Source organism: Mesobacillus zeae, from assembly GCF_003570705.1.
GTDB lineage: Bacteria > Bacillota > Bacilli > Bacillales > Cytobacillaceae > Mesobacillus_C > Mesobacillus_C zeae.
On the sequence record NZ_QWVT01000008.1, the window covers coordinates 208,946 to 228,793 of the forward strand.

Consider the following 19,848-nt stretch of genomic DNA (forward strand, 5'->3'; position numbering starts at 1 on the left):
CATTGTCTGCCTCTATTGCAGCCTGGCGGAACTTCTAGAAAAGCCCGTCTATTGCTGTGAATGTTAATGAGGTGACTGGAAATGGACAAAGCAAAAATTGTTTCTATTGAAGAGCGAATTCCCCAATTGAAGCAGCAAAGGAGAAAAAAGGCCAACAGGCGCCTAATTCTGCTTTTATCACTATTTTTCATGCTGATTTTGTGCGTCATCTATTTCCAATCGCCTTTAAGCAAAGTTAAACAGCTGAATGTATCAGGGAATGTGTCCTACTCGGCTGCTGAAATAAAGCAGATGAGCGGCATTACAACTGATACGAATATCTGGAAAATTAATAAAAGCAAAACGGAGAGCAGTCTTGAGAAGCTTCCGGAAATCAAAAAGGCAGAAATAAGGACGCGTTTTCCTAATAAGGTTAACATTCACCTTGAAGAATACGAGAAGTTGGCTTATCTCTCGAAGGGAAAAGCATTTTACCCTGTCTTGGGCAACGGAAAGATTATTGAAAAAAAAGAAGTAAGCCAAATACCGATGAATGCGCCAGTACTGATCGGATTCAGGGAAGGGAAGCCGCTCGATAAAATGATAGGGGACCTTGCAAGCCTTCCTGCGGAAGTACTCGGCTCAATTTCGGAAATTCATTATACTCCGTCAAAATCAGATGTTTACCGAGTGACTCTTTTTATGAATGACGGGTTTGAGGTTCATGCGACACTTAGGACATTCACAGAAAAAATGGCCCATTATCCCGCAATTGTCGCTCAGCTGGACCATTCTGAAAAAGGGGTAATTGATCTCGAAGTGGGTTCCTATTTTAAATCATATAAAAAAGAGAAAGCGGATAAACCAGATGAAGAAAAAGCTAATCAACAATAACCGTGTAGTGCTTTCTCTTGTCGGCCTCGTTCTTGGTTTCATGATTGCCTTTTCTTTTCGGCTCACACAGGATGAGACTCAGGGCCACCGGATATCGGACAGGCAGTGGGAGCAAACCCTTTCCCTAAGGAATGAGCTTATTGAACAGGAAGAAAAAAACAGCAGCCTTCAAAAGCAGCTTGACAAACAGCAGGATGTTATCAGCGGACAGGAAAAGGATTTGGCAAAAGAAGCTCAGGTGTTTTTCAATCTTGCAGAGGATACAGAAAAATACCGTATGTATCTAGGCAAGGTGAAAGTGCAGGGCAAAGGTGTCGCTGTTAAGCTATCAGATGGCGAGTATGACCCTAAAGAAGAAAATATAAATAATTATCTTGTGCATGAACATCACGTTTTCAAAGTGGTGAATGAACTATATATAGCTGGGGCTTCTGCAGTTGCAATCAATGGCCAGCGGTTGGCACACAATTCTTATATCATATGCGATGGTCCTGTCATAACTGTTGATGGCTATCAGCATCCAGCTCCATTTGAGATAACGGCGATCGGCGATGCCAAAGTCCTTGATTCAGCTTTGAATATCACTGGTGGAGTAAAAGACCAGCTCGTAAATGACAGGATTATCTTTTCTCTGGAAAAACAAGACGATATTACGATGGAGCCAATTCCGGAAAAAAAATAGATGGACGTCAAAAAAAAGGGCAGGTGGGCATGATGGGAGGCAAAAAGAATATAGGCTTTACCATTACCGCTGCCATCCTTGGTCTGATGGTCGCCATACAATTCCGTACAGTAAGTGAGCCTGTTGTCAGGGACACCCGGGATACTTGGGAACTTCGGGAAGATTTGATGAAAGAAAAGGAGATTCAGTCAGAGCTCTTGAGGGAAATCCGGGCAAATGAAGAAAAACTGGAAAAATACAAGACTGAAAAACAACAAAGTAAAGAGAATGTCTTAAGGGCTACATTGGACGAGCTAAAAACAGAAGCGGGGCTTACGGATATTTCCGGTCCTGGAATCAAGCTGGTGCTTGCGCCAGCGTTCGATGGCATTGGACCGACGACAGAACCCTACCTATCACCGGATTTACTTAGAAAGCTGATCAATGAACTGAATATGTACGGGGCAACACATATCTCGGTTGGCGGAGAAAGAGTCATCAACACAACCGTTATAAGGGATATCAACAGGGAAACAAAAATAAATGGACGCAGCCTGAACCAGTTCCCGCTCGAAATCAATGTTATTGCGGACAGCGGTGAAACAGCTGAAAAGCTTTACAACCGCATGAAGGTTTCAAAGTCTGTGGAGGATTTTTTTATAGACAACTTGAGGGTTACCATTCATAGACCTGCTGAAAACATACTAGTACCAGCATACGTTGATTCAATAAGGGTCAGATCTATGGAAGCAGTCAAGCAGGGTAAAGGAGAGGGCGGATAATGTGGCTTCCAGTGATGGGACTAATTATCGGGGTCATCATCGGACTGTTGACCGATATAAGAATACCTGAGGAATACTCGAATTATTTATCGATTGCCATTCTTGCCGCACTTGATACACTATTCGGGGGAATCCGGGCACAGCTTCAAAATATTTACGATGAAAAGGTGTTTGTATCAGGGTTCTTTTTTAATATTTTGCTGGCGGCAAGTTTAGCTTTTCTGGGGGTTCATCTTGGTGTAGACTTGTATTTAGCCGCAGTTTTTGCATTTGGCGTAAGGCTGTTCCAGAACATAGCTGTTATCAGAAGAATTTTATTAACAAAATGGTCAACAAATGGTGACAAATAGAAAAAAATTGCTTTTTAAAAAAGGGAATCATTTAATTGTGACGAATAATGATATTGTAATTGGACACGAGCATAATAGGCGTAAGAATTGTTGTTCGCAGAAATCGGAATTGTTAAAGGAGGTGCCAGGGAATGAACAGCAATGATATATTTGTCAGTCTTGACATCGGTACATCCAGTGTAAAAGTAATCATTGGGGAAATGGTCAATGACTCCCTAAATATAATTGGTGTTGGCAATGTGAGATCCGAAGGACTAAGGAAGGGATCCATTGTTGATATAGATGAAACAGTTCATTCTATCAAACAGGCGATGGAACAGGCTGAGAGAATGATAGGGATGCAGATCCGCCAGGTGATTGTCGGAATCAGCGGAAACCACGTCTCGCTTAAGCCTTGCCATGGGGTAGTAGCTGTAGCAAGTGAAAACCGTGAAATTACAAATGAAGATGTGTCAAGGGTAATTGATGCTGCCCAGGTCGTCTCAATCCCGCCTGAAAGGGAAATCATTGATGTGATTCCAAAGCAGTTTATTGTGGACGGTTTGGATGAAATCAATGACCCGCGCGGAATGATTGGTGTCAGGCTGGAAATGGAAGGCACAATCATTACAGGTTCAAAGACCATCTTACATAACACGCTCCGCTGTGTGGAGAGAGCTGGACTTGAGATACTGGATATTGTTCTCCAGCCGCTTGCAGCAGGAGCTTTCGCGCTTTCAAAAGATGAGAAGAGCATGGGTGTTGTCCTCATTGATATGGGGGGAGGATCGACCACTGTCGGGGTATTCGAGAACGGTCATCTGGCCGATACTTCTGTCATCCCGGTTGGCGGAGAACATATAACAAAGGATCTATCGATTGGGCTACGTATAACAACGGAAGATGCTGAAAAAGTCAAAATTAAGCATGGACATGCTTTTTATGACCATGCTTCTGAAGAGGAAATTTTCAGCGTGCCGATCATCGGCACTGACCAGCAGCAGCAATTCAGTCAATTGGAAATTGCAGATATGATTGAGGCCCGTGTTGAAGAAATATTCAATTTTGTCCAGGATGAATTAAAAGCCATGGGTGTTCGCGACATTCCGGGGGGGTTTGTCCTCACGGGCGGTGTTGCAAACATGCAAGGGGTTCCTGAACTTGCACAGGATGTTTTCCAAAGCAGGGTGCGTGTAGCGGTCCCCGATTATATTGGTGTCCGTGAGACGCAGTTTACGACTGCTGTCGGGCTGATAAAGTTTGCTTATAAAAATGCCAAGCTGCAGGGAAAGACAATGGAAACGACGTTTGGTGAACCGGAATATAAGGAAAAACGCGTTCAAAAACAGCCGCATCCAAAAACAAAGCCGGAAAAACAGCACGAAGATAAAGGACCATCAAGAATGAAGAAGTTTCTTGGCTACTTTTTTGAATAAACAGTGCGCTCGGGAATTTCGACGGATTAGGAGGACATGTCATGTTGGAGTTTGATACGAATTTAGAATCACTTGCAACTATAAAAGTAATTGGTGTCGGCGGCGGCGGAAATAATGCAGTTAACCGAATGATCGAACACGGCGTACAGGGAGTCGAGTTCATTGCAGTAAATACAGATGCTCAGGCACTAAACTTGTCAAAAGCAGAAGTTAAAATGCAAATCGGTTCAAAGCTGACTCGGGGTCTGGGAGCAGGAGCCAATCCTGAGGTTGGAAAAAAGGCTGCTGAGGAAAGTAAAGAGCAGCTTGAAGAAGTATTAAAAGGTGCAGATATGGTATTTGTCACTGCCGGGATGGGCGGAGGAACCGGAACAGGTGCTGCCCCTGTCATTGCACATATTGCACGGGACCTTGGCGCATTGACGGTTGGTGTTGTGACCCGTCCTTTCACATTTGAGGGACGCAAGCGGGCCAACCAGGCTGCTGGCGGTATCAGTGCTATGAAAGAAGCGGTCGATACCCTTATCGTGATACCGAATGACCGTTTGCTTGAAATCGTTGATAAGAGTACACCGATGCTTGAGGCGTTCCGGGAAGCTGATAATGTTCTTCGCCAGGGTGTACAGGGGATCTCAGACCTTATTGCAACTCCGGGCCTGATCAACCTTGACTTTGCCGATGTTAAGACCATTATGTCAAACAAAGGCTCTGCCTTGATGGGAATTGGCGTTGCAGCAGGGGAAAACAGGGCAGCAGAAGCGGCTAAAAAAGCTGTTTCCTCTCCATTGCTTGAAACGTCGATTGATGGTGCACAAGGAGTTCTGATGAACATCACAGGGGGCACGAACCTGAGCCTTTATGAAGTACAGGAGGCTGCAGATATTGTTGCCTCAGCTTCCGACCAGGAAGTGAACATGATTTTCGGTTCCGTTATTAATGAAAGCCTGAAGGATGAGATTATTGTAACGGTCATTGCGACAGGATTTAATGAAGAAAATCTAGAGCAAAAACCATCGCGCCCGGTTTTTGGAAGCCAGCCAAAACAGGCTCAAGCCCCAGCACAGCCAAAACGCGAGCAAAAGCGTGAAGAAATGCAGACACATCAGGAACCTCAGCGTAATAATCAGCCTGCGCAGCATGTTGAGGATACGCTTGATATCCCGACTTTCCTTAGGAACAGGAACCGAAGGAGATAGCATAGTCCAGAAAAGCACGGCTTTTTAGCCGTGCTTTTTATTTTTTATTGATCCATTATGAACTGACCACAGCCTCTGGGCTGTGTTTTTTTGTTCCTAAAAATAGGAGCATTTTCTCTCGTATGTTTATCATCAATCACTCTTTTTCAGCTGCAAATGCTTGAGGGATGGATTTAGGGAAGATGACAAAAGAAAATGTGACAAAATCCGTATGGAAGTATTAAAAATTCCGATCTTTTGTGTCCATAAAGTGACACACTTCCCAGATGGATGTACGATATACTTTTTCGTAACAGAAGGAAGCGGGAAAGGAGGCAGGAAGTTGACGGTCTACCTGGATATTATCTGGGCACTTAATCTTATGTTTGACTCTTTGCTTCTCTACCTGACAGCAATTCTTCTTAAACGTAGTGTCCGCGCTTGGCGGGTTTGCTGCGGCGGCCTGATTGGATCCATCCTGATTCTGCTGCCTCTTACTCCTCTTCAGGAATTAGCGGGATACCCGTTAGTGAAGCTGGGGTTTTCAATCATAATGGTTTTGGTAGCTTTCGGGTTTAAACGGCTCGGTGACTTCGTTCGATGTCTGATGGTCTTCTACCTTTCTACTTTTATGATTGGCGGCGCTCTGACAGGGATTCACTATGCTATCCAATTTGACGCTGATTGGGCATCCTCGGCAGCATTGGCGGAAATAAAAGGATTTGGCGACCCGGTAAGCTGGCTGTTTATACTGCTTGGTTTCCCGTTCGCCTGGCATTTTTCAAAGCGAAATGTCGAAAATATTGAAATGGCCACCATTCAGTTTGGCCAGCTTGTGACAGTCAAAATAGGAATTCTCGGAAGCTCGATTGTATTGAAGGGGATTGTGGACAGTGGGAATCAGGTATATGATCCTCTCTCAAGATTTCCAGTCATGTTCCTCTCCGTAAAGGAAATAATGGACGAACTTCCCGAGGCTGCCAGAACACTTGCTGAAGAACCGGATTTGCTTTTGACCGGAGGAGAAATCCCGCCCGAACTTGAAGGAAATGTTAAACTCATCCCTTACAAGGTCATTGGACACGAGCATCAATTGCGAATGGCTATTAAACCAGACTTTATTGAAATTAAAAAAGGCCCTGAAACCTATTTTGTGGAAAAGGCGCTGGTATCCTTGACGCTCCAGCAACTTTCTCCCGATGATCGCTTTCAGTGCATTATCCACCCGAAAATGCTTACAGGAATACCTGAAGTTAAGGCTAGTACCGGCTGAAGCCCCAGAGTTGCTAATATTACTATACTCAGAAAAACATAATTTAGAAGGAGGACAAAACATGAAAAATTTGCGGCTTCGTTTATCTTATTACTGGTATAAAGCTTTAATAAAGCTTGGAATGAAAACCGATGAAGTATTCTATATTGGAGGGAGTGAAGCACTGCCTCCTCCCCTGAACAAGGAAGAAGAAGAAATCCTGCTGCAGAAGCTGCCGCAGGGGGACAAAGCTGCCAGAAGCATACTTATTGAGCGAAATCTCAGGCTTGTCGTATATATTGCTAGAAAGTTTGAGAATACAGGGATCAATATTGAGGATTTGATCTCCATTGGAACAATTGGCTTGATTAAAGCAGTCAATACTTTTAATCCCGAAAAGAAAATCAAGCTTGCTACATATGCATCGCGGTGTATTGAAAATGAAATCCTTATGTACTTAAGGCGCAGCAATAAAATTCGCTCAGAAGTTTCTTTTGATGAGCCGCTAAATATTGACTGGGATGGAAACGAACTTCTTCTTTCGGATGTACTGGGGACTGATGAAGATATCATTACGAAAGACCTGGAGTCAAATGTTGACAAAAAGCTCCTGCTAAAGGCGCTTGAACAGCTTACCGACCGGGAGAAACAGATAATGGAACTTCGTTTCGGCCTTGGCAGCGGAGAAGAGAAAACTCAGAAAGATGTAGCCGATATGCTCGGAATTTCGCAATCATACATTTCACGGCTCGAGAAGAGAATCATAAAAAGGCTTCGAAAAGAATTCAACAAGATGGTCTAAAAGAATAATTTTTAAAATTTTTTAGTGCCTTAGAGCCGCATCAAAAGTAATATTCTCCCTTTTTGGGGTCTTGTCTGAGGACAGCCATGTGCATAATTTTCCTTCCTCCGGAGATACTGAACTCTGTACAGCAGCTCCTGCAAGGAGGGAAAATGATTGAGTCGGAATAAAGTAGAAATTTGCGGTGTTGATACTTCAAAACTCCCGGTTTTGAAAAATGAAGAGATGAGAGAACTTTTCAAACAGATGCAAAACGGTGAACTTACAGCAAGGGAAAAGCTTGTAAATGGGAATCTCCGGCTGGTGCTGAGCGTTATCCAACGCTTTAACAACCGAGGTGAGTTCGTAGATGACCTGTTCCAGGTTGGCTGTATCGGCCTAATGAAATCTATCGACAATTTTGACCTCGGCCAGAATGTGAGATTCTCGACGTATGCCGTACCGATGATCATTGGGGAAATCCGAAGATATTTGAGGGACAACAATCCGATCAGGGTATCCCGTTCCCTCAGGGATATTGCTTATAAAGCATTGCAGGTAAGAGAAAAACTGATGAGTGAGACATCAAGGGAACCGACTGCAGAAGAAATTGCCCGGGTGCTTGATGTTCCGCATGAAGAAATAGTATTTGCGCTTGATGCGATTCAGGATCCTGTTTCCCTTTTTGAGCCAATTTACAATGACGGAGGCGATCCGATTTTTGTGATGGATCAATTAAGTGATGAACGAAACAAGGATACCAACTGGATTGAAGAAATAGCTTTGAAAGAAGGAATGCGCCGCCTGAATGAACGCGAAAAACTTATTTTGCGGAAGCGTTTCTTTCAGGGGAAAACCCAGATGGAAGTTGCTGATGAGATTGGGATTTCCCAAGCGCAAGTATCAAGGCTCGAAAAAGCCGCTATCAAGCAAATGAACAAAAATATACAAACCTAGAATAACCATTCCCTGAATCGGAACAAAGACTGCCTAAATGAAGGCGGTCTTTTCTTTTGCAGTCTGAAAGAAAAAGCTCATGAACAAGGCATCCTTCATCATATATTGTAATAATAAACAGCGGGAGGAACATTCGATGCTAAAGGTTTCCGAGTTTCAGGTAAAGGACGTTGTCAATGTTTCAGACGGAAAAAAATTAGGGAACATAGAGGATTTTGAAATTAGTATAAACACTGGAAAGATAGAAGCAGTCATAATTGGAGGGCACGGAAAAGTTCTCGGTTTTTTCGGTCGTGATGATGAGGTGGTAATTCCATGGAAGAATATCCTGAAGATTGGTGAAGATGTCATCCTTGTCAGGTGCAATACTGAAATCAGTGTCAGCAAGGAATCTGAAGAAGAACAGTAAAGGCTTTCCCTGTAAATAAGCAATGCCTTTATGTTAAACTGTAGAAAACGATTAGAGGTAAGCGATGGAACCATTTAAGTTAACCTTTCCTGAAGCATTTTCCATTGAACCATGGACAGAAAAGTTCCCTCATCTTACAGCAGGCTTCACAACGCGTGATGGTGGGAGCAGCAACGGCATAGTTACCGGGCTGAACTTTGGCTTTCATGTAGCTGATAACGATGTCAATGTTAAAAAGAACCGGGAAATTCTTTCTGAAGTGCTTGGATTTCCACTTGACAGATGGGTGGGCGCTGAACAGATACATGATGTTGAAATAAAAAAAGTAACGAGGTCCGACTCCGGTAAAGGAGCTGACAATTATGCTACATCTTTTAAAGGGACTGACGGTTTTTTTACAGATGAAAGCGGTGTGCTGATGACAATGTGTTTTGCTGATTGTGTCCCGCTGTTTTTTGTCAGCCCTGAAAAAAGATTTATCGGAGTGGCTCATGCTGGATGGAAAGGAAGCGTTGGCGATATTGCCGGGGAAATGGTCTCTGCTTTTTCAGGCAAAGGAGCGGATCCAGCAGAGGTTTTAGCAGTTATCGGACCTTCTATTTGCGAAAAATGTTATGTTGTAGATGAAAGAGTTATCAAATTAGTAGAAAATATACTAGAAGGTGTCGAAAAAAACACATATAATCAAATTAGTGAAGGTCAGTTTGCGCTTGATTTAAAGGAACTGAACAGGCGGCTCCTCATAAAGGCCGGACTCAAAGATGAAAATATACTGGTCACAAAATACTGTACGAGCTGCAGCAACGAGCTTTTTTATTCACACCGGAAGGAAAAATCCGCTGCGGGCAGAATGATGGCATTTATTGGCTGGAAGGAGGATTATCAACCTTAAATGAATGTAGCTGATAATCTTGATAAAATCCGGGGAGGAATTGACGAAGCTTGCAAAAGGTCAAATCGTAACCCGGAAGATATAAAAATAATCGCTGTAACTAAATACGTAAGCACCCAGAGGGCGGGCGATGCGATAGAAGCAGGTATCTGCCACTTGGGTGAAAACCGGGCAGAAGGTTTAACTGAAAAGTGGGAGACTCTAGGGAGTAAGCCTGTTTGGCATTTTATTGGCTCGCTTCAAAGCCGGAAAGTAAAGAACATTGTTGACAAGGTTTCATATATCCATTCCTTGGACAGGCTGTCGCTGGCAAAAGAGATCGACAAGCGGGCGGAAAGAGTCATTCCATGTTTCGTCCAGGTAAATGTATCCGGTGAAGAATCCAAGCATGGAATGGACCCTGGAGAAGTGAAAGGGTTTATCCGACAGCTTGCACAGCTTCCGAATATTAAAGTCGCTGGTTTGATGACAATGGCCCCTAATACGGATGATGAGGAAATACTCCGCTGCTGCTTCAGAAGTCTGAAGTCATTGCAGCAGGAAATCATCTCTTTAAACCTCGAACATGCTCCATGCACTGAACTTTCCATGGGCATGTCAAACGACTATACAATAGCGATTGAAGAAGGTGCCACGATGGTCCGGATCGGCACAGCACTTGTAGGAAATGAAACGGAGGTGCAGGAGAATGAGCCTGAAATCAAAAATTAAGACATTTTTCTTTCTGGAAGATGAATATGACTACAATGAAGAAGAAATGATTGAAGAAGAGGCTGAACCGCTGAAGCCTGCAAGACAGCAGCAGTCTCAAAAACAAAATGTCGTAAGCCTTCAAAGTGTTCAGAAGGCTTCGAAAGTCATTTTGATGGAACCGCGTGTTTATGCAGAGGCACAGGAGATTGCTGACCATTTGAAAAACCGCAGGGCTGTCGTCGTTAACCTGCAAAGGATCGACCATGATCAGGCTAAGAGGATTGTTGATTTCCTCAGCGGTACGGTTTATGCAGTTAGCGGGGATATCCAGCGAATCGGCATGAATATATTTTTATGCACTCCTGACAATGTGGAGGTTTCAGGCAATATTTCAGAACTGATGCAGGATAGGGACATACAGGAATCGAGGTGGTAACGTTACATGGATTTTGTGCTAAGAATACTTGTGAATTTGATTGAGATTTATCAGTGGACGCTGATCATCTATATTTTAATGAGTTGGTTCCCAAATGCGCGTGAAACAGCAATTGGCCAGTTTCTGGCCCGTATATGTGAACCGTATCTTGACCCGTTCCGCAGGATTATACCGCCTCTGGGGATGATTGACATTTCTCCAATTGTTGCATTCCTGGTACTTAATTTTGCTACAAAAGGACTGTACCAACTGTTCAGCTGGTTTTAAAAAACCACGAGCGGGAATAATTTAACGGAATAGCTGCAGAAAGGATCCTGTAAAAAGGTCCTTTTTGTTTTATTTGAGCGAAGGAGAATGACAGGATGAATATCTATCAGCACTTTCGCCCTGAGGAAAGGGAGTTTATCGACCAGGTTTTCGGCTGGAAGGAATATGTGGAAACTTCGTATTCTGCAAGGCTTAGCGATTTCCTGGATCCGCGGGAGCAACAGATTGTTAAATCATTTTTTGGTATGCAATCTGAAGTGAAATGCGATTTTTTCGGAGGATTTGAGGGTGCGGAACGGCAGCGTGCATTGATCTATCCGGACTATATGGAAGCGACTCAAAATGAATTTCAAATTACACTGTTTGAACTTGAGTATGCCAAGAAGTTTGTGAGAATTGAACATCGTCAAGTACTTGGAAGCTTAATGTCACTCGGACTGAAACGTGGCAAATACGGCGACATCCTACTTGCCGAAGAACAGGTGCAGTTTCTAGCTGCAGCTGAGGTTGCGGAATATGTGAAGCTTCAGCTGGACAGCATTGGGCGTGCAGGGATTTCTTTAAAGGAAATTCCATTACACAGAGCAGTAGGACAGGAAGAGCGCTGGCATGAGGTTGCAGTAACAATTTCGTCTATGAGGCTGGATGTAATCGTTTCAGCTCTATACAATATTTCCCGCCAAAAATCGCAGCTTTATATACAGCAAGGAAAAGCTAAGGTAAATTGGGCAGCTGTAGAAAATCCCTCCTTTATGTGTGGTGAAGGGGATGTGCTTTCCATCAGGGGACTAGGACGTGCTAAAATTGTGACGGTTGAAGGAAAAACAAAAAAAGATAAATGGCGGGTTATTGCCGGAAGGAAAAAATAAGGATATAGTAGAACGTAGCAGGAATTTCAATGCTGCTGTCGAATAAGGACTATACATAAAAGCCGATACTTAATGGGAGGTGGCGTCATGCCTTTAACGCCGTTGGATATACACAACAAAGAATTTAACAAGGGATTCCGAGGATATGATGAGGATGAAGTCAACGAATTTCTGGATCAGGTCATCAAGGATTATGAGCTGATTTTAAGAGACAAAAAGGAACTCGAGGAAAAGCTCAACGATATGAATGCGCGGCTTGGCCACTTTACCACTATCGAAGAAACCCTTAATAAGTCCATTGTCATAGCGCAGGGAGCTGGCGATGAAGTCAGAAGGAACGCTGAAAAAGAAGCAAAGCTGATCATTAAAGAAGCAGAGAAGAATGCAGACAGGATTATCAATGAATCTCTTTCCAAGGCAAGGAAGATAGCGCTGGAAATTGAAGAACTGAAAAAGCAGTCTAAGGTTTTCCGCACCCGTTTTAAAATGCTGATTGAAGCACAGTTGGATATGCTGAGCAATGATGACTGGGATCATCTTTTGGAATATCAGCTTGATTCCACTGAAATTAAATCGGCTCTTAGGGAAGAAGAAGATTCATTGGCTTGACGCTTGCAGGAATTTTAGAATATAATTTCATAAATAGTTCTATACATGATCGAAACGATGACAGGGACAGTACGATTTTAAATCGCCTGCAGCAGCGAGCCGGGAAATGGTGCAAGCCCGGTACAGGTGAAAATCGGAATATCACCCTCTAGTTCCAAGCTGAACGTCCGGTTGGACCATTAAGCGCAGGCGGCTCATTCACGTTAAGAATGCTAAAGAGGGCAAAGCCGGCAAAGGCCTGCCTACTTAGGGTGGTACCGCGGGAGTAAACCTTCTCGTCCCTTTTTGGGATGGGAAGGTTTTTTTGTTTTTATCCATGCTGCCCAGCAGTATCGTCATAAATCATGTTAGAGACTTTTAGAGGGAGGAAGCAAGATGGATTTTAAAGACACATTACTTATGCCAAACACTGAGTTTCCAATGCGGGGGAACCTGCCGAAGAGGGAGCCGGATATTCAGGCGAATTGGGAAGAAACAAATATTTATGAGATGGTTCGGCAAAGGACAAAAGGGCGTCCCCTATTCATTCTGCACGACGGCCCTCCATACGCAAATGGCGATATTCATATGGGGCATGCTCTGAATAAAATCCTCAAGGATTTCATTGTCCGTTATAAATCAATGACAGGGTACGATGCACCATATGTCCCAGGCTGGGATACACATGGCCTTCCGATTGAGCAGGCACTTACGAATAAGGGTGTTAAGAGAAAAGAAATGACTGTTGCTGAGTTCAGAAAGCTTTGTGAACAGTATGCATACGAGCAAATCGAGAACCAGCGCGCACAGTTCAAACGTCTTGGTGTCCGAGGGGATTGGGAAAACCCTTATATTACCCTGAAACCGGAATATGAAGCGCAGCAAATCAAAGTTTTTGGAGAAATGGCGAAAAAAGGCTATATCTACAAAGGTCTTAAGCCTGTCTATTGGTCTCCTTCAAGCGAGTCTGCCCTTGCTGAAGCTGAGATTGAATATAAGGATAAACGTTCTCCATCGATTTATGTTGCCTTTAAGGTGAAAAACGGAAAAGGAGTATTGCCTGAAGACACAGAGATTGTCATCTGGACAACTACTCCATGGACCATTCCGGCAAACCTTGGCATTTCCGTTCATCCTGACCTGTCTTATGTAGTTGTGGAAACATGCGGAAGAAAATTCCTTGTTGCTGAAGATCTTCTTGAAACTGTAAAACAGGAGATTGGCTGGGAAAGCTATCAAGTTCTTCAGACTGTTAAAGGCAAAGACCTTGAAAACATGGTGGCTGAACATCCATTGTATGGCCGGGATTCCCTTGTCATGCTTGGCGCCCATGTCACTACAGATGCCGGGACAGGCTGTGTCCATACAGCTCCGGGACACGGTGAAGACGACTTTTTCGTCGGCCAGAAATACGGTCTTGAAGTGTTATGCCCGGTGGATGACAAAGGGGTCATGACTTCCGAAGCACCGGGGTTTGAAGGGGTTTTTTACGATGAAGCAAACAAGCCAATCTCTCAAAAGCTAGAACAAAATGGCTCGCTTCTTAAGCTTTCATTCATTACCCATTCTTATCCGCATGACTGGAGAACGAAAAAGCCAGTGATTTTCCGTGCAACTGCCCAGTGGTTTGCTTCCATCAAAGATTTCCGGGAGGACCTAATGAAAGCCGTCGAGGAAACAAAGTGGGTACCGGCATGGGGCGAAACACGGTTGTACAACATGGTGCGTGACCGCGGCGACTGGTGTATCTCAAGGCAGCGTGTCTGGGGCGTGCCGATTCCGGTCTTTTATGCTGAGAACGGCGAAAGCATTATTACGGACGAGACAATCAGCCACATTTCTGAACTGTTTAGGGAACATGGTTCGAATATTTGGTTTGAACGCGATGTAGCCGACCTTCTTCCTGAAGGATTCAAGCATCCAGGCAGTCCGAACGGAGAATTTACAAAAGAGACCGATATTATGGATGTATGGTTCGATTCAGGGTCATCCCACCAGGCTGTCCTTGTAGAGCGGGAAGAGCTGCAGCGTCCTGCAGACCTTTACCTTGAAGGTTCCGACCAATACCGCGGCTGGTTTAACTCATCGCTGTCAACATCTGTTGCAGTAACCGGAAAAGCACCTTATAAAGGTGTGCTGAGCCATGGATTTGTCCTCGATGGAGAAGGTCGGAAAATGAGCAAGTCCATCGGGAATGTTGTAATTCCAGCTAAAGTAATGAACCAGCTCGGCGGCGATATTCTGCGCCTGTGGGTTGCATCTGTTGATTATCAAGCAGATGTCCGGGTATCCGATGCAATCCTAAAACAGGTTGCTGAAGTTTACCGGAAAATCAGAAATACGTTCAGGTTCCTGCTAGGAAACCTTTCCGACTTTAATCCAGCAGAGAACAGTGTGCCGTTAAAAGACTTAAGGGAAGTTGACCAGTTTATGCTTGTCAAGCTTAATAAACTGATCAAACAAGTGCGTGATGCTTATGAGAATTACGAATTCGCAAGTGTTTACCATGCAGTCAATAACTTCTGTACACTGGACCTTAGCGCATTTTATCTGGATTTTGCCAAGGATATTCTTTATATTGAGTCAAAGGATAACAGTGAACGCCGTGCTATCCAAACTGTTCTTCATGAAAGCCTCATTACTCTTGTTAAGCTTGTTGCGCCGATTCTGCCGCATACAGCTGATGAGGTGTGGGCATTCATCCCTTCGATGGATGAAGACAGCGTACAGCTGACAGACATGCCAGAATTCACGGAAATTGAAAATGCACAGGCACTTGAAGAAAAATGGAACCAGTTTCTCAGCCTCCGTGACGATGTACTGAAAGCACTTGAAGAAGCGCGTAACGAAAAAGTCATCGGAAAATCCCTTGCAGCAAAGGTAACACTTTACGTCAACGGGAAAACCCGGGACCTGCTGAACAGTATTACCGAAAACCCTGCGCAACTCTTTATTGTCTCGGGCTTTGAAGTGGCGGGAAATATGGATGAAGCTCCTGAAAATGCAATTCGCCTTGAACATGCCGCTGTTGTTGTAACAAAGGCAAATGGCGAGACGTGCGAAAGATGCTGGACTGTTACGCCGGAAGTTGGCCAAGTAGAAGAGCATCCAACACTTTGCAAAAGGTGTTCACAGGTTGTTAAAGAAAACTATTCAATGTAATGAACAAACCAGTGCTGTTAAAAAACCCCGTTTCGGGGTTTTTTTCGTGAAAGACTGGTGCTTCCACTTTTCTTTGTCAAGCTACAGCGCCCCAGCCCCTAGTGGACTTCGCCACCTCTCTTCGACGAAGCAGAGGATGTACGAGTAAGGCGTTGCGCAATTTGCCACAAAGCAGTGCAGCTTATGACCTCGAGGGAAAGGAGCCGCAGCTAGATTGGGGTGGCTCCAGTCCATACGGGGCTAAACGGGGCGCTTCCGCTTTTCTTTCTGCAATATTTACCTTCTCCGTCAATTCTTGTGATGCCTGCTAAATGTTTTTAAGCGTGAGATGTTGACGCTGGGCAATAATAGCTTTAAACAGGAACGGAGGCTGCGATATGAAGCGATATTACTTTATCCAGGAAGAGCTTCGTCGGACAAGGGATGAATTGGCAGCATATCTGCATGAAGGTGCGGAAGAAAGTCCGGTGCTGCCCTTTATCCGTGCGGAGTACGATGACGTTGAACTTGCAATCAAAAAGCTTGAGGCAGGCAACTTCGGGAAATGTGAATTATCCGGGGAATTACTTCCCGAAGGCCTCCTTGGAATGGTTCCGACCGCAAGAAACACATCTGATCTAAACAGGATGGGAGAATATTTGCGGAAATCGCTGTATTGACATAACGCAGAATCTCTACCGTTTTCTGCCCTTTTATGCTAAAATGCAAAAGTAATCAATTGCAGCGGACTTGGAGGTTACTTTTGTGTATTACATAATCGCGATAATTGTTATTTTGCTTGATCAGCTGACGAAATGGATGATTGTCAAAAACATGGAAGCGGGAGAAAGCATCACTATAATAAAGGACTTCCTATATATTACCTCCCACCGCAATCGCGGAGCTGCATGGGGAATTTTAGAGGGGCAAATGTGGTTTTTCTACATTATTACTGTGATTGTGATTGTTGCCCTTATTTACTATATCCAAATGGCAGCAAAAGGAAAACCGCTTCTCGGTATATCGCTTGGTTTAATGCTTGGCGGGGCAATTGGGAATTTCATTGACAGGGTATTTCGCAAAGAAGTCGTTGATTTTATTAACACATACATTTTCAGTTATGATTTCCCTATTTTCAATATTGCAGACTCCGCGCTGGTAATTGGCGTGGCCGTACTGATAATCGAAATGTACAGGGAAGAGAGAGAGGCGAAAAAAAACGCACATGGAGAAAATGGAAATTATCATTGAAGAAGGACAGACAGGGGACAGAATTGACAAGGTAGTTTCTTCCCGAAATGAAGAATGGTCGAGGAGCCAGGTACAGCATTGGATCAAAGACGGCCATATTTTAGTGAATGGAAAGCCAGTTAAGTCGAATTATAAATGCAGCAAGAATGATGTTATCGAAATTAAGGAGCCTGAACCGGAAGAATTAAATATTCTTCCTGAAGATATGGACCTTCAGTATTACTATGAGGACAGTGATGTTCTTGTAGTGAACAAACCGAAAGGCATGGTTGTCCATCCTGCTCCAGGCCATACAGCCGGAACGCTTGTCAATGGCCTGATGGCGCACTGCACCGACTTGTCCGGAATAAATGGAGTTCTGCGCCCAGGAATCGTTCATCGGATAGATAAGGATACATCAGGACTGCTGATGGTTGCTAAAAATGACATGGCTCATGAAAGCCTTGTGAACCAGCTTGTCAACAAGACCGTTACGCGCCGGTACAAGGCAATTGTCCACGGTGTCATCCCTCATGACCATGGCACTATCGAAGCGCCGCTTGGGCGGGACACAAAAGACAGGCAGAGCATGGCGGTGGTTGATAACGGCAAACACGCTGTCACACACTTCAATGTGATTGAGCGGTTTAACGATTTTACTTTTGTTGAATGTGTACTCGAAACGGGGCGGACGCATCAAATTCGTGTTCACATGAAATACATCGGCTACCCGCTTGCAGGAGATCCAAAGTATGGACCCAAAAAGACTCCTGATCTCGGAGGCCAGGCGCTCCATGCAGGCGTCCTTGGATTTTCGCACCCGCGGACCGAACAATACCTTGAGTTTGAGGCTCCGCTTCCAGCGGACTTTGAACGTTTTCTCGAAAGCTTGAGAAAAGAGGATTGACAACCTGCTTCAATTGTCGTATTATGAATTTAGTTGAATATGTCCTTTAATGTAGTCCTGTGAGACTGGGAAGGAAACGGATAGCTGCGGTCAGGCCGAAGCATAATCAGGAACCCTCTCACTATGGACATTGTGAGAGGGTTTTTTATCTGGTCTAAAAGGAGGGGAATCCTGGAATGGATCATGAAAAAGCTGTAGTCCTGGATGAACAGGCGATTCGCCGGGCATTGACAAGGGTTGCCCACGAAATTATTGAGCGCAACAAAGGAATCGACAACTGTGTGCTCGTTGGAATCCGTACGCGCGGCATTTACATCGCCAATCGGCTGGCCGAAAGAATCGAGCAGATTGAGGGAGCATCCATCGAAGTTGGCGAAATAGACATTACCCTTTACCGGGATGATCTTAGCATAAAGACGGAAGACCATGAACCAGAAGTGAAAGGCTCCGATATACCGTACAGCATTACGGATAAAAAAGTTATCCTCGTCGATGATGTCCTCTATACCGGAAGAACTGTCCGGGCAGCGATGGATGCGCTGATTGATATTGGAAGGCCAGCGGCAATCCAGCTGGCAGTGCTTGTAGACAGGGGGCACAGGGAGCTTCCGATCCGTGCAGACTTTGTCGGGAAAAACATACCGACTTCAAGTGCAGAAAGAATTGTTGTGGAATTGGCCGAGGTGGACGGCAAAGATCGCGTGTCCATCTACGAAAAATAGAATAGGCCCTTTTAAATACAGTCCAGAGAGGCTGGAAAGGGGAATCTGCTTTAGCCCAAACCGGGCTGGCAATTTCTCCTGACCTCTTTGTGAAAAGCAAAGAGGTTTTTTTATAACCCTAAGGAGGAATAAACACATGAACTCAAAACCTGTTTTGGATGTCAAAGACGTCCCGCAGCCATTACAATGGCTTACACTGAGCCTGCAGCACCTGTTTGCGATGTTTGGCGCAACAATCCTTGTGCCGTACCTTGTCGGGCTAAGCCCGGCAATCGCCCTGATATCGAGCGGGCTTGGGACCATTGCATTCCTCATCATCACCAAGTTTCAAGTGCCTGCCTATCTCGGCTCGTCCTTTGCCTTCATTGCTCCGATCATTGCCGCAAAAGCGGCAGGAGGTCCAGGGGCAGCCATGGTTGGTACATTTATGGCAGGCATGGTATACGGAATTGTCGCACTTGCCATTAAGAAGTCAGGATACCGATGGATCATGAGACTTCTGCCTCCAATCGTTGTAGGCCCAGTTATCATCGTCATCGGCTTGGCTCTCTCGGGGACGGCCGTCAATATGGCGATGAACAACCCTGACGGCAAATACAGTCTTCTCCACTTTTCGGTCGCGTTGGTAACCCTTGCGGCAACGATCATTTTCTCGATTTATGCAAAAGGAACGCTAAGCCTTATTCCGATCCTCGCGGGCATTGTAATAGGATATCTTTACGCCCTTGCGGTAGGTGTAGTTGACTTCACTGCGGTGAAGAAGGCTGACTGGTTTGAAAAGCCTGATTTTATCCTGCCCTTTGTCGACTACGATGTTGAATTCTCGCTTAAACTAATGCTTCTCATGGTGCCTGTAGCAGTTGTCACCCTGTCAGAGCACATCGGCCATCAGCTTGTTCTGGGCAAGGTGGTTGGTAAGGATTACATCAAAGAACCTGGCCTGCACCGTTCAATCTTAGGAGACGGGATGGCGACCATGATTTCAGCCTTGATCGGCGGCCCACCTAAGACAACTTATGGGGAAAACATCGGCGTGCTAGCAATAACCAGGGTATACAGTGTCTTCGTTCTCTTTGGTGCAGCAGTGTTAGCAATCCTGTTCGGCTTCGTCGGCAAGATAACAAGCCTGATCAGTTCAATACCGACTCCGGTTATGGGCGGGGTTTCCATCCTGCTTTTCGGAATCATCGCCTCCTCCGGGCTGAGAATGCTGGTGGACAGCAAAATCGACTTTGGAGATAAACGAAACCTGGTCATCTCCTCTGTCATCCTGGTAGTGGGGATCGGCGGAGCCTTCATCAAAGTATCTGAAGAATTTCAGATCCAAGGGATGGCCCTAGCAGCAATCTGCGGAGTAGTGCTTAACCTTATCCTACCGGGGCGGAAGGAAGAGGATAGCAGCCTGTTTGAACCCGAGCATAAAAAGAAAACTGAAGATGTCGCATAAG

General features: G+C 44.7%; 22 protein-coding genes. All 22 read left to right on the forward strand.

Going from position 1 to position 19,848, the window contains the following annotated elements:
* Positions 1-81: 81 nt before the first annotated feature.
* Positions 82-873, forward strand: coding sequence for a cell division protein FtsQ/DivIB (locus D1970_RS03490; protein WP_119111482.1), 792 nt, complete (start codon positions 82-84; stop codon positions 871-873).
* On the forward strand, positions 848-1,555 hold the full coding sequence (locus tag D1970_RS03495; RefSeq protein WP_119111483.1) for a DUF881 domain-containing protein: 708 nt from the start codon (positions 848-850) through the stop codon (positions 1,553-1,555). The genes D1970_RS03490 and D1970_RS03495 overlap by 26 nt, the downstream gene beginning before the upstream one ends.
* Positions 1,556-1,587: 32 nt before the next feature.
* Complete coding sequence (locus D1970_RS03500; RefSeq protein WP_119111484.1) at positions 1,588-2,316, forward strand: DUF881 domain-containing protein; 729 nt, start codon at positions 1,588-1,590, stop codon at positions 2,314-2,316.
* A complete protein-coding gene (locus tag D1970_RS03505; RefSeq protein WP_119111485.1) occupies positions 2,316-2,666 on the forward strand; it encodes a small basic family protein in 351 nt (116 codons plus the stop codon). The genes D1970_RS03500 and D1970_RS03505 overlap by 1 nt, the downstream gene beginning before the upstream one ends.
* Before the next feature lie 131 nt (positions 2,667-2,797).
* A complete protein-coding gene (gene ftsA / locus D1970_RS03510) occupies positions 2,798-4,081 on the forward strand; it encodes a cell division protein FtsA (protein WP_119111486.1) in 1,284 nt (427 codons plus the stop codon).
* Positions 4,082-4,122: 41 nt separating this feature from the next.
* Positions 4,123-5,277 (forward strand): cell division protein FtsZ, encoded by a 1,155-nt coding sequence (gene ftsZ, locus D1970_RS03515; RefSeq protein WP_119111487.1) that lies wholly within the window; start codon positions 4,123-4,125, stop codon positions 5,275-5,277.
* Between the two features lie 322 nt (positions 5,278-5,599).
* Positions 5,600-6,529, forward strand: a complete 930-nt coding sequence (gene spoIIGA, locus D1970_RS03520; RefSeq protein WP_119111711.1) for a sigma-E processing peptidase SpoIIGA — start codon at positions 5,600-5,602, stop codon at positions 6,527-6,529.
* Between the two features lie 61 nt (positions 6,530-6,590).
* A complete protein-coding gene (gene sigE / locus D1970_RS03525; protein WP_119111488.1) occupies positions 6,591-7,310 on the forward strand; it encodes an RNA polymerase sporulation sigma factor SigE in 720 nt (239 codons plus the stop codon).
* Between the two features lie 156 nt (positions 7,311-7,466).
* On the forward strand, positions 7,467-8,246 hold the full coding sequence (gene sigG / locus D1970_RS03530; RefSeq protein ID WP_119111489.1) for an RNA polymerase sporulation sigma factor SigG: 780 nt from the start codon (positions 7,467-7,469) through the stop codon (positions 8,244-8,246).
* 136 nt (positions 8,247-8,382) lie between these two features.
* Positions 8,383-8,655 carry a YlmC/YmxH family sporulation protein gene (locus D1970_RS03535; protein WP_119111490.1) on the forward strand — a complete coding sequence of 91 codons (273 nt, stop codon included), beginning with the start codon at positions 8,383-8,385 and terminating at the stop codon, positions 8,653-8,655.
* A gap of 64 nt (positions 8,656-8,719) precedes the next feature.
* A complete protein-coding gene (gene pgeF / locus D1970_RS03540; RefSeq protein ID WP_119111491.1) occupies positions 8,720-9,547 on the forward strand; it encodes a peptidoglycan editing factor PgeF in 828 nt (275 codons plus the stop codon).
* Complete coding sequence (locus D1970_RS03545) at positions 9,548-10,258, forward strand: YggS family pyridoxal phosphate-dependent enzyme (RefSeq protein WP_119111492.1); 711 nt, start codon at positions 9,548-9,550, stop codon at positions 10,256-10,258. It abuts the gene before it with no gap.
* Positions 10,236-10,676: a cell division protein SepF gene (locus D1970_RS03550; RefSeq protein ID WP_119111493.1), complete on the forward strand. Its 441-nt coding sequence runs from the start codon at positions 10,236-10,238 to the stop codon at positions 10,674-10,676. Before D1970_RS03545 ends, D1970_RS03550 begins: the two co-directional genes overlap by 23 nt.
* Before the next feature lie 6 nt (positions 10,677-10,682).
* A complete protein-coding gene (locus D1970_RS03555; RefSeq protein WP_119111494.1) occupies positions 10,683-10,943 on the forward strand; it encodes a YggT family protein in 261 nt (86 codons plus the stop codon).
* A gap of 95 nt (positions 10,944-11,038) precedes the next feature.
* Positions 11,039-11,812, forward strand: a complete 774-nt coding sequence (locus D1970_RS03560) for a YlmH family RNA-binding protein (RefSeq protein ID WP_119111495.1) — start codon at positions 11,039-11,041, stop codon at positions 11,810-11,812.
* A gap of 87 nt (positions 11,813-11,899) precedes the next feature.
* Positions 11,900-12,421: a DivIVA domain-containing protein gene (locus D1970_RS03565; RefSeq protein WP_119111496.1), complete on the forward strand. Its 522-nt coding sequence runs from the start codon at positions 11,900-11,902 to the stop codon at positions 12,419-12,421.
* 375 nt (positions 12,422-12,796) lie between these two features.
* Positions 12,797-15,562 carry an isoleucine--tRNA ligase gene (gene ileS / locus D1970_RS03570; protein WP_119111497.1) on the forward strand — a complete coding sequence of 922 codons (2,766 nt, stop codon included), beginning with the start codon at positions 12,797-12,799 and terminating at the stop codon, positions 15,560-15,562.
* Between the two features lie 377 nt (positions 15,563-15,939).
* On the forward strand, positions 15,940-16,221 hold the full coding sequence (locus D1970_RS03575; RefSeq protein ID WP_119111498.1) for a hypothetical protein: 282 nt from the start codon (positions 15,940-15,942) through the stop codon (positions 16,219-16,221).
* Positions 16,222-16,306: 85 nt separating this feature from the next.
* Positions 16,307-16,792 (forward strand): signal peptidase II, encoded by a 486-nt coding sequence (gene lspA, locus D1970_RS03580; RefSeq protein WP_119111499.1) that lies wholly within the window; start codon positions 16,307-16,309, stop codon positions 16,790-16,792.
* On the forward strand, positions 16,767-17,678 hold the full coding sequence (locus D1970_RS03585; RefSeq protein ID WP_119111500.1) for an RluA family pseudouridine synthase: 912 nt from the start codon (positions 16,767-16,769) through the stop codon (positions 17,676-17,678). Before lspA ends, D1970_RS03585 begins: the two co-directional genes overlap by 26 nt.
* Positions 17,679-17,854: 176 nt before the next feature.
* Positions 17,855-18,400 carry a bifunctional pyr operon transcriptional regulator/uracil phosphoribosyltransferase PyrR gene (gene pyrR, locus D1970_RS03590; RefSeq protein ID WP_119111501.1) on the forward strand — a complete coding sequence of 182 codons (546 nt, stop codon included), beginning with the start codon at positions 17,855-17,857 and terminating at the stop codon, positions 18,398-18,400.
* Between the two features lie 136 nt (positions 18,401-18,536).
* Positions 18,537-19,847, forward strand: a complete 1,311-nt coding sequence (locus tag D1970_RS03595; protein WP_119111502.1) for a solute carrier family 23 protein — start codon at positions 18,537-18,539, stop codon at positions 19,845-19,847.
* Position 19,848 lies beyond the last annotated feature (1 nt).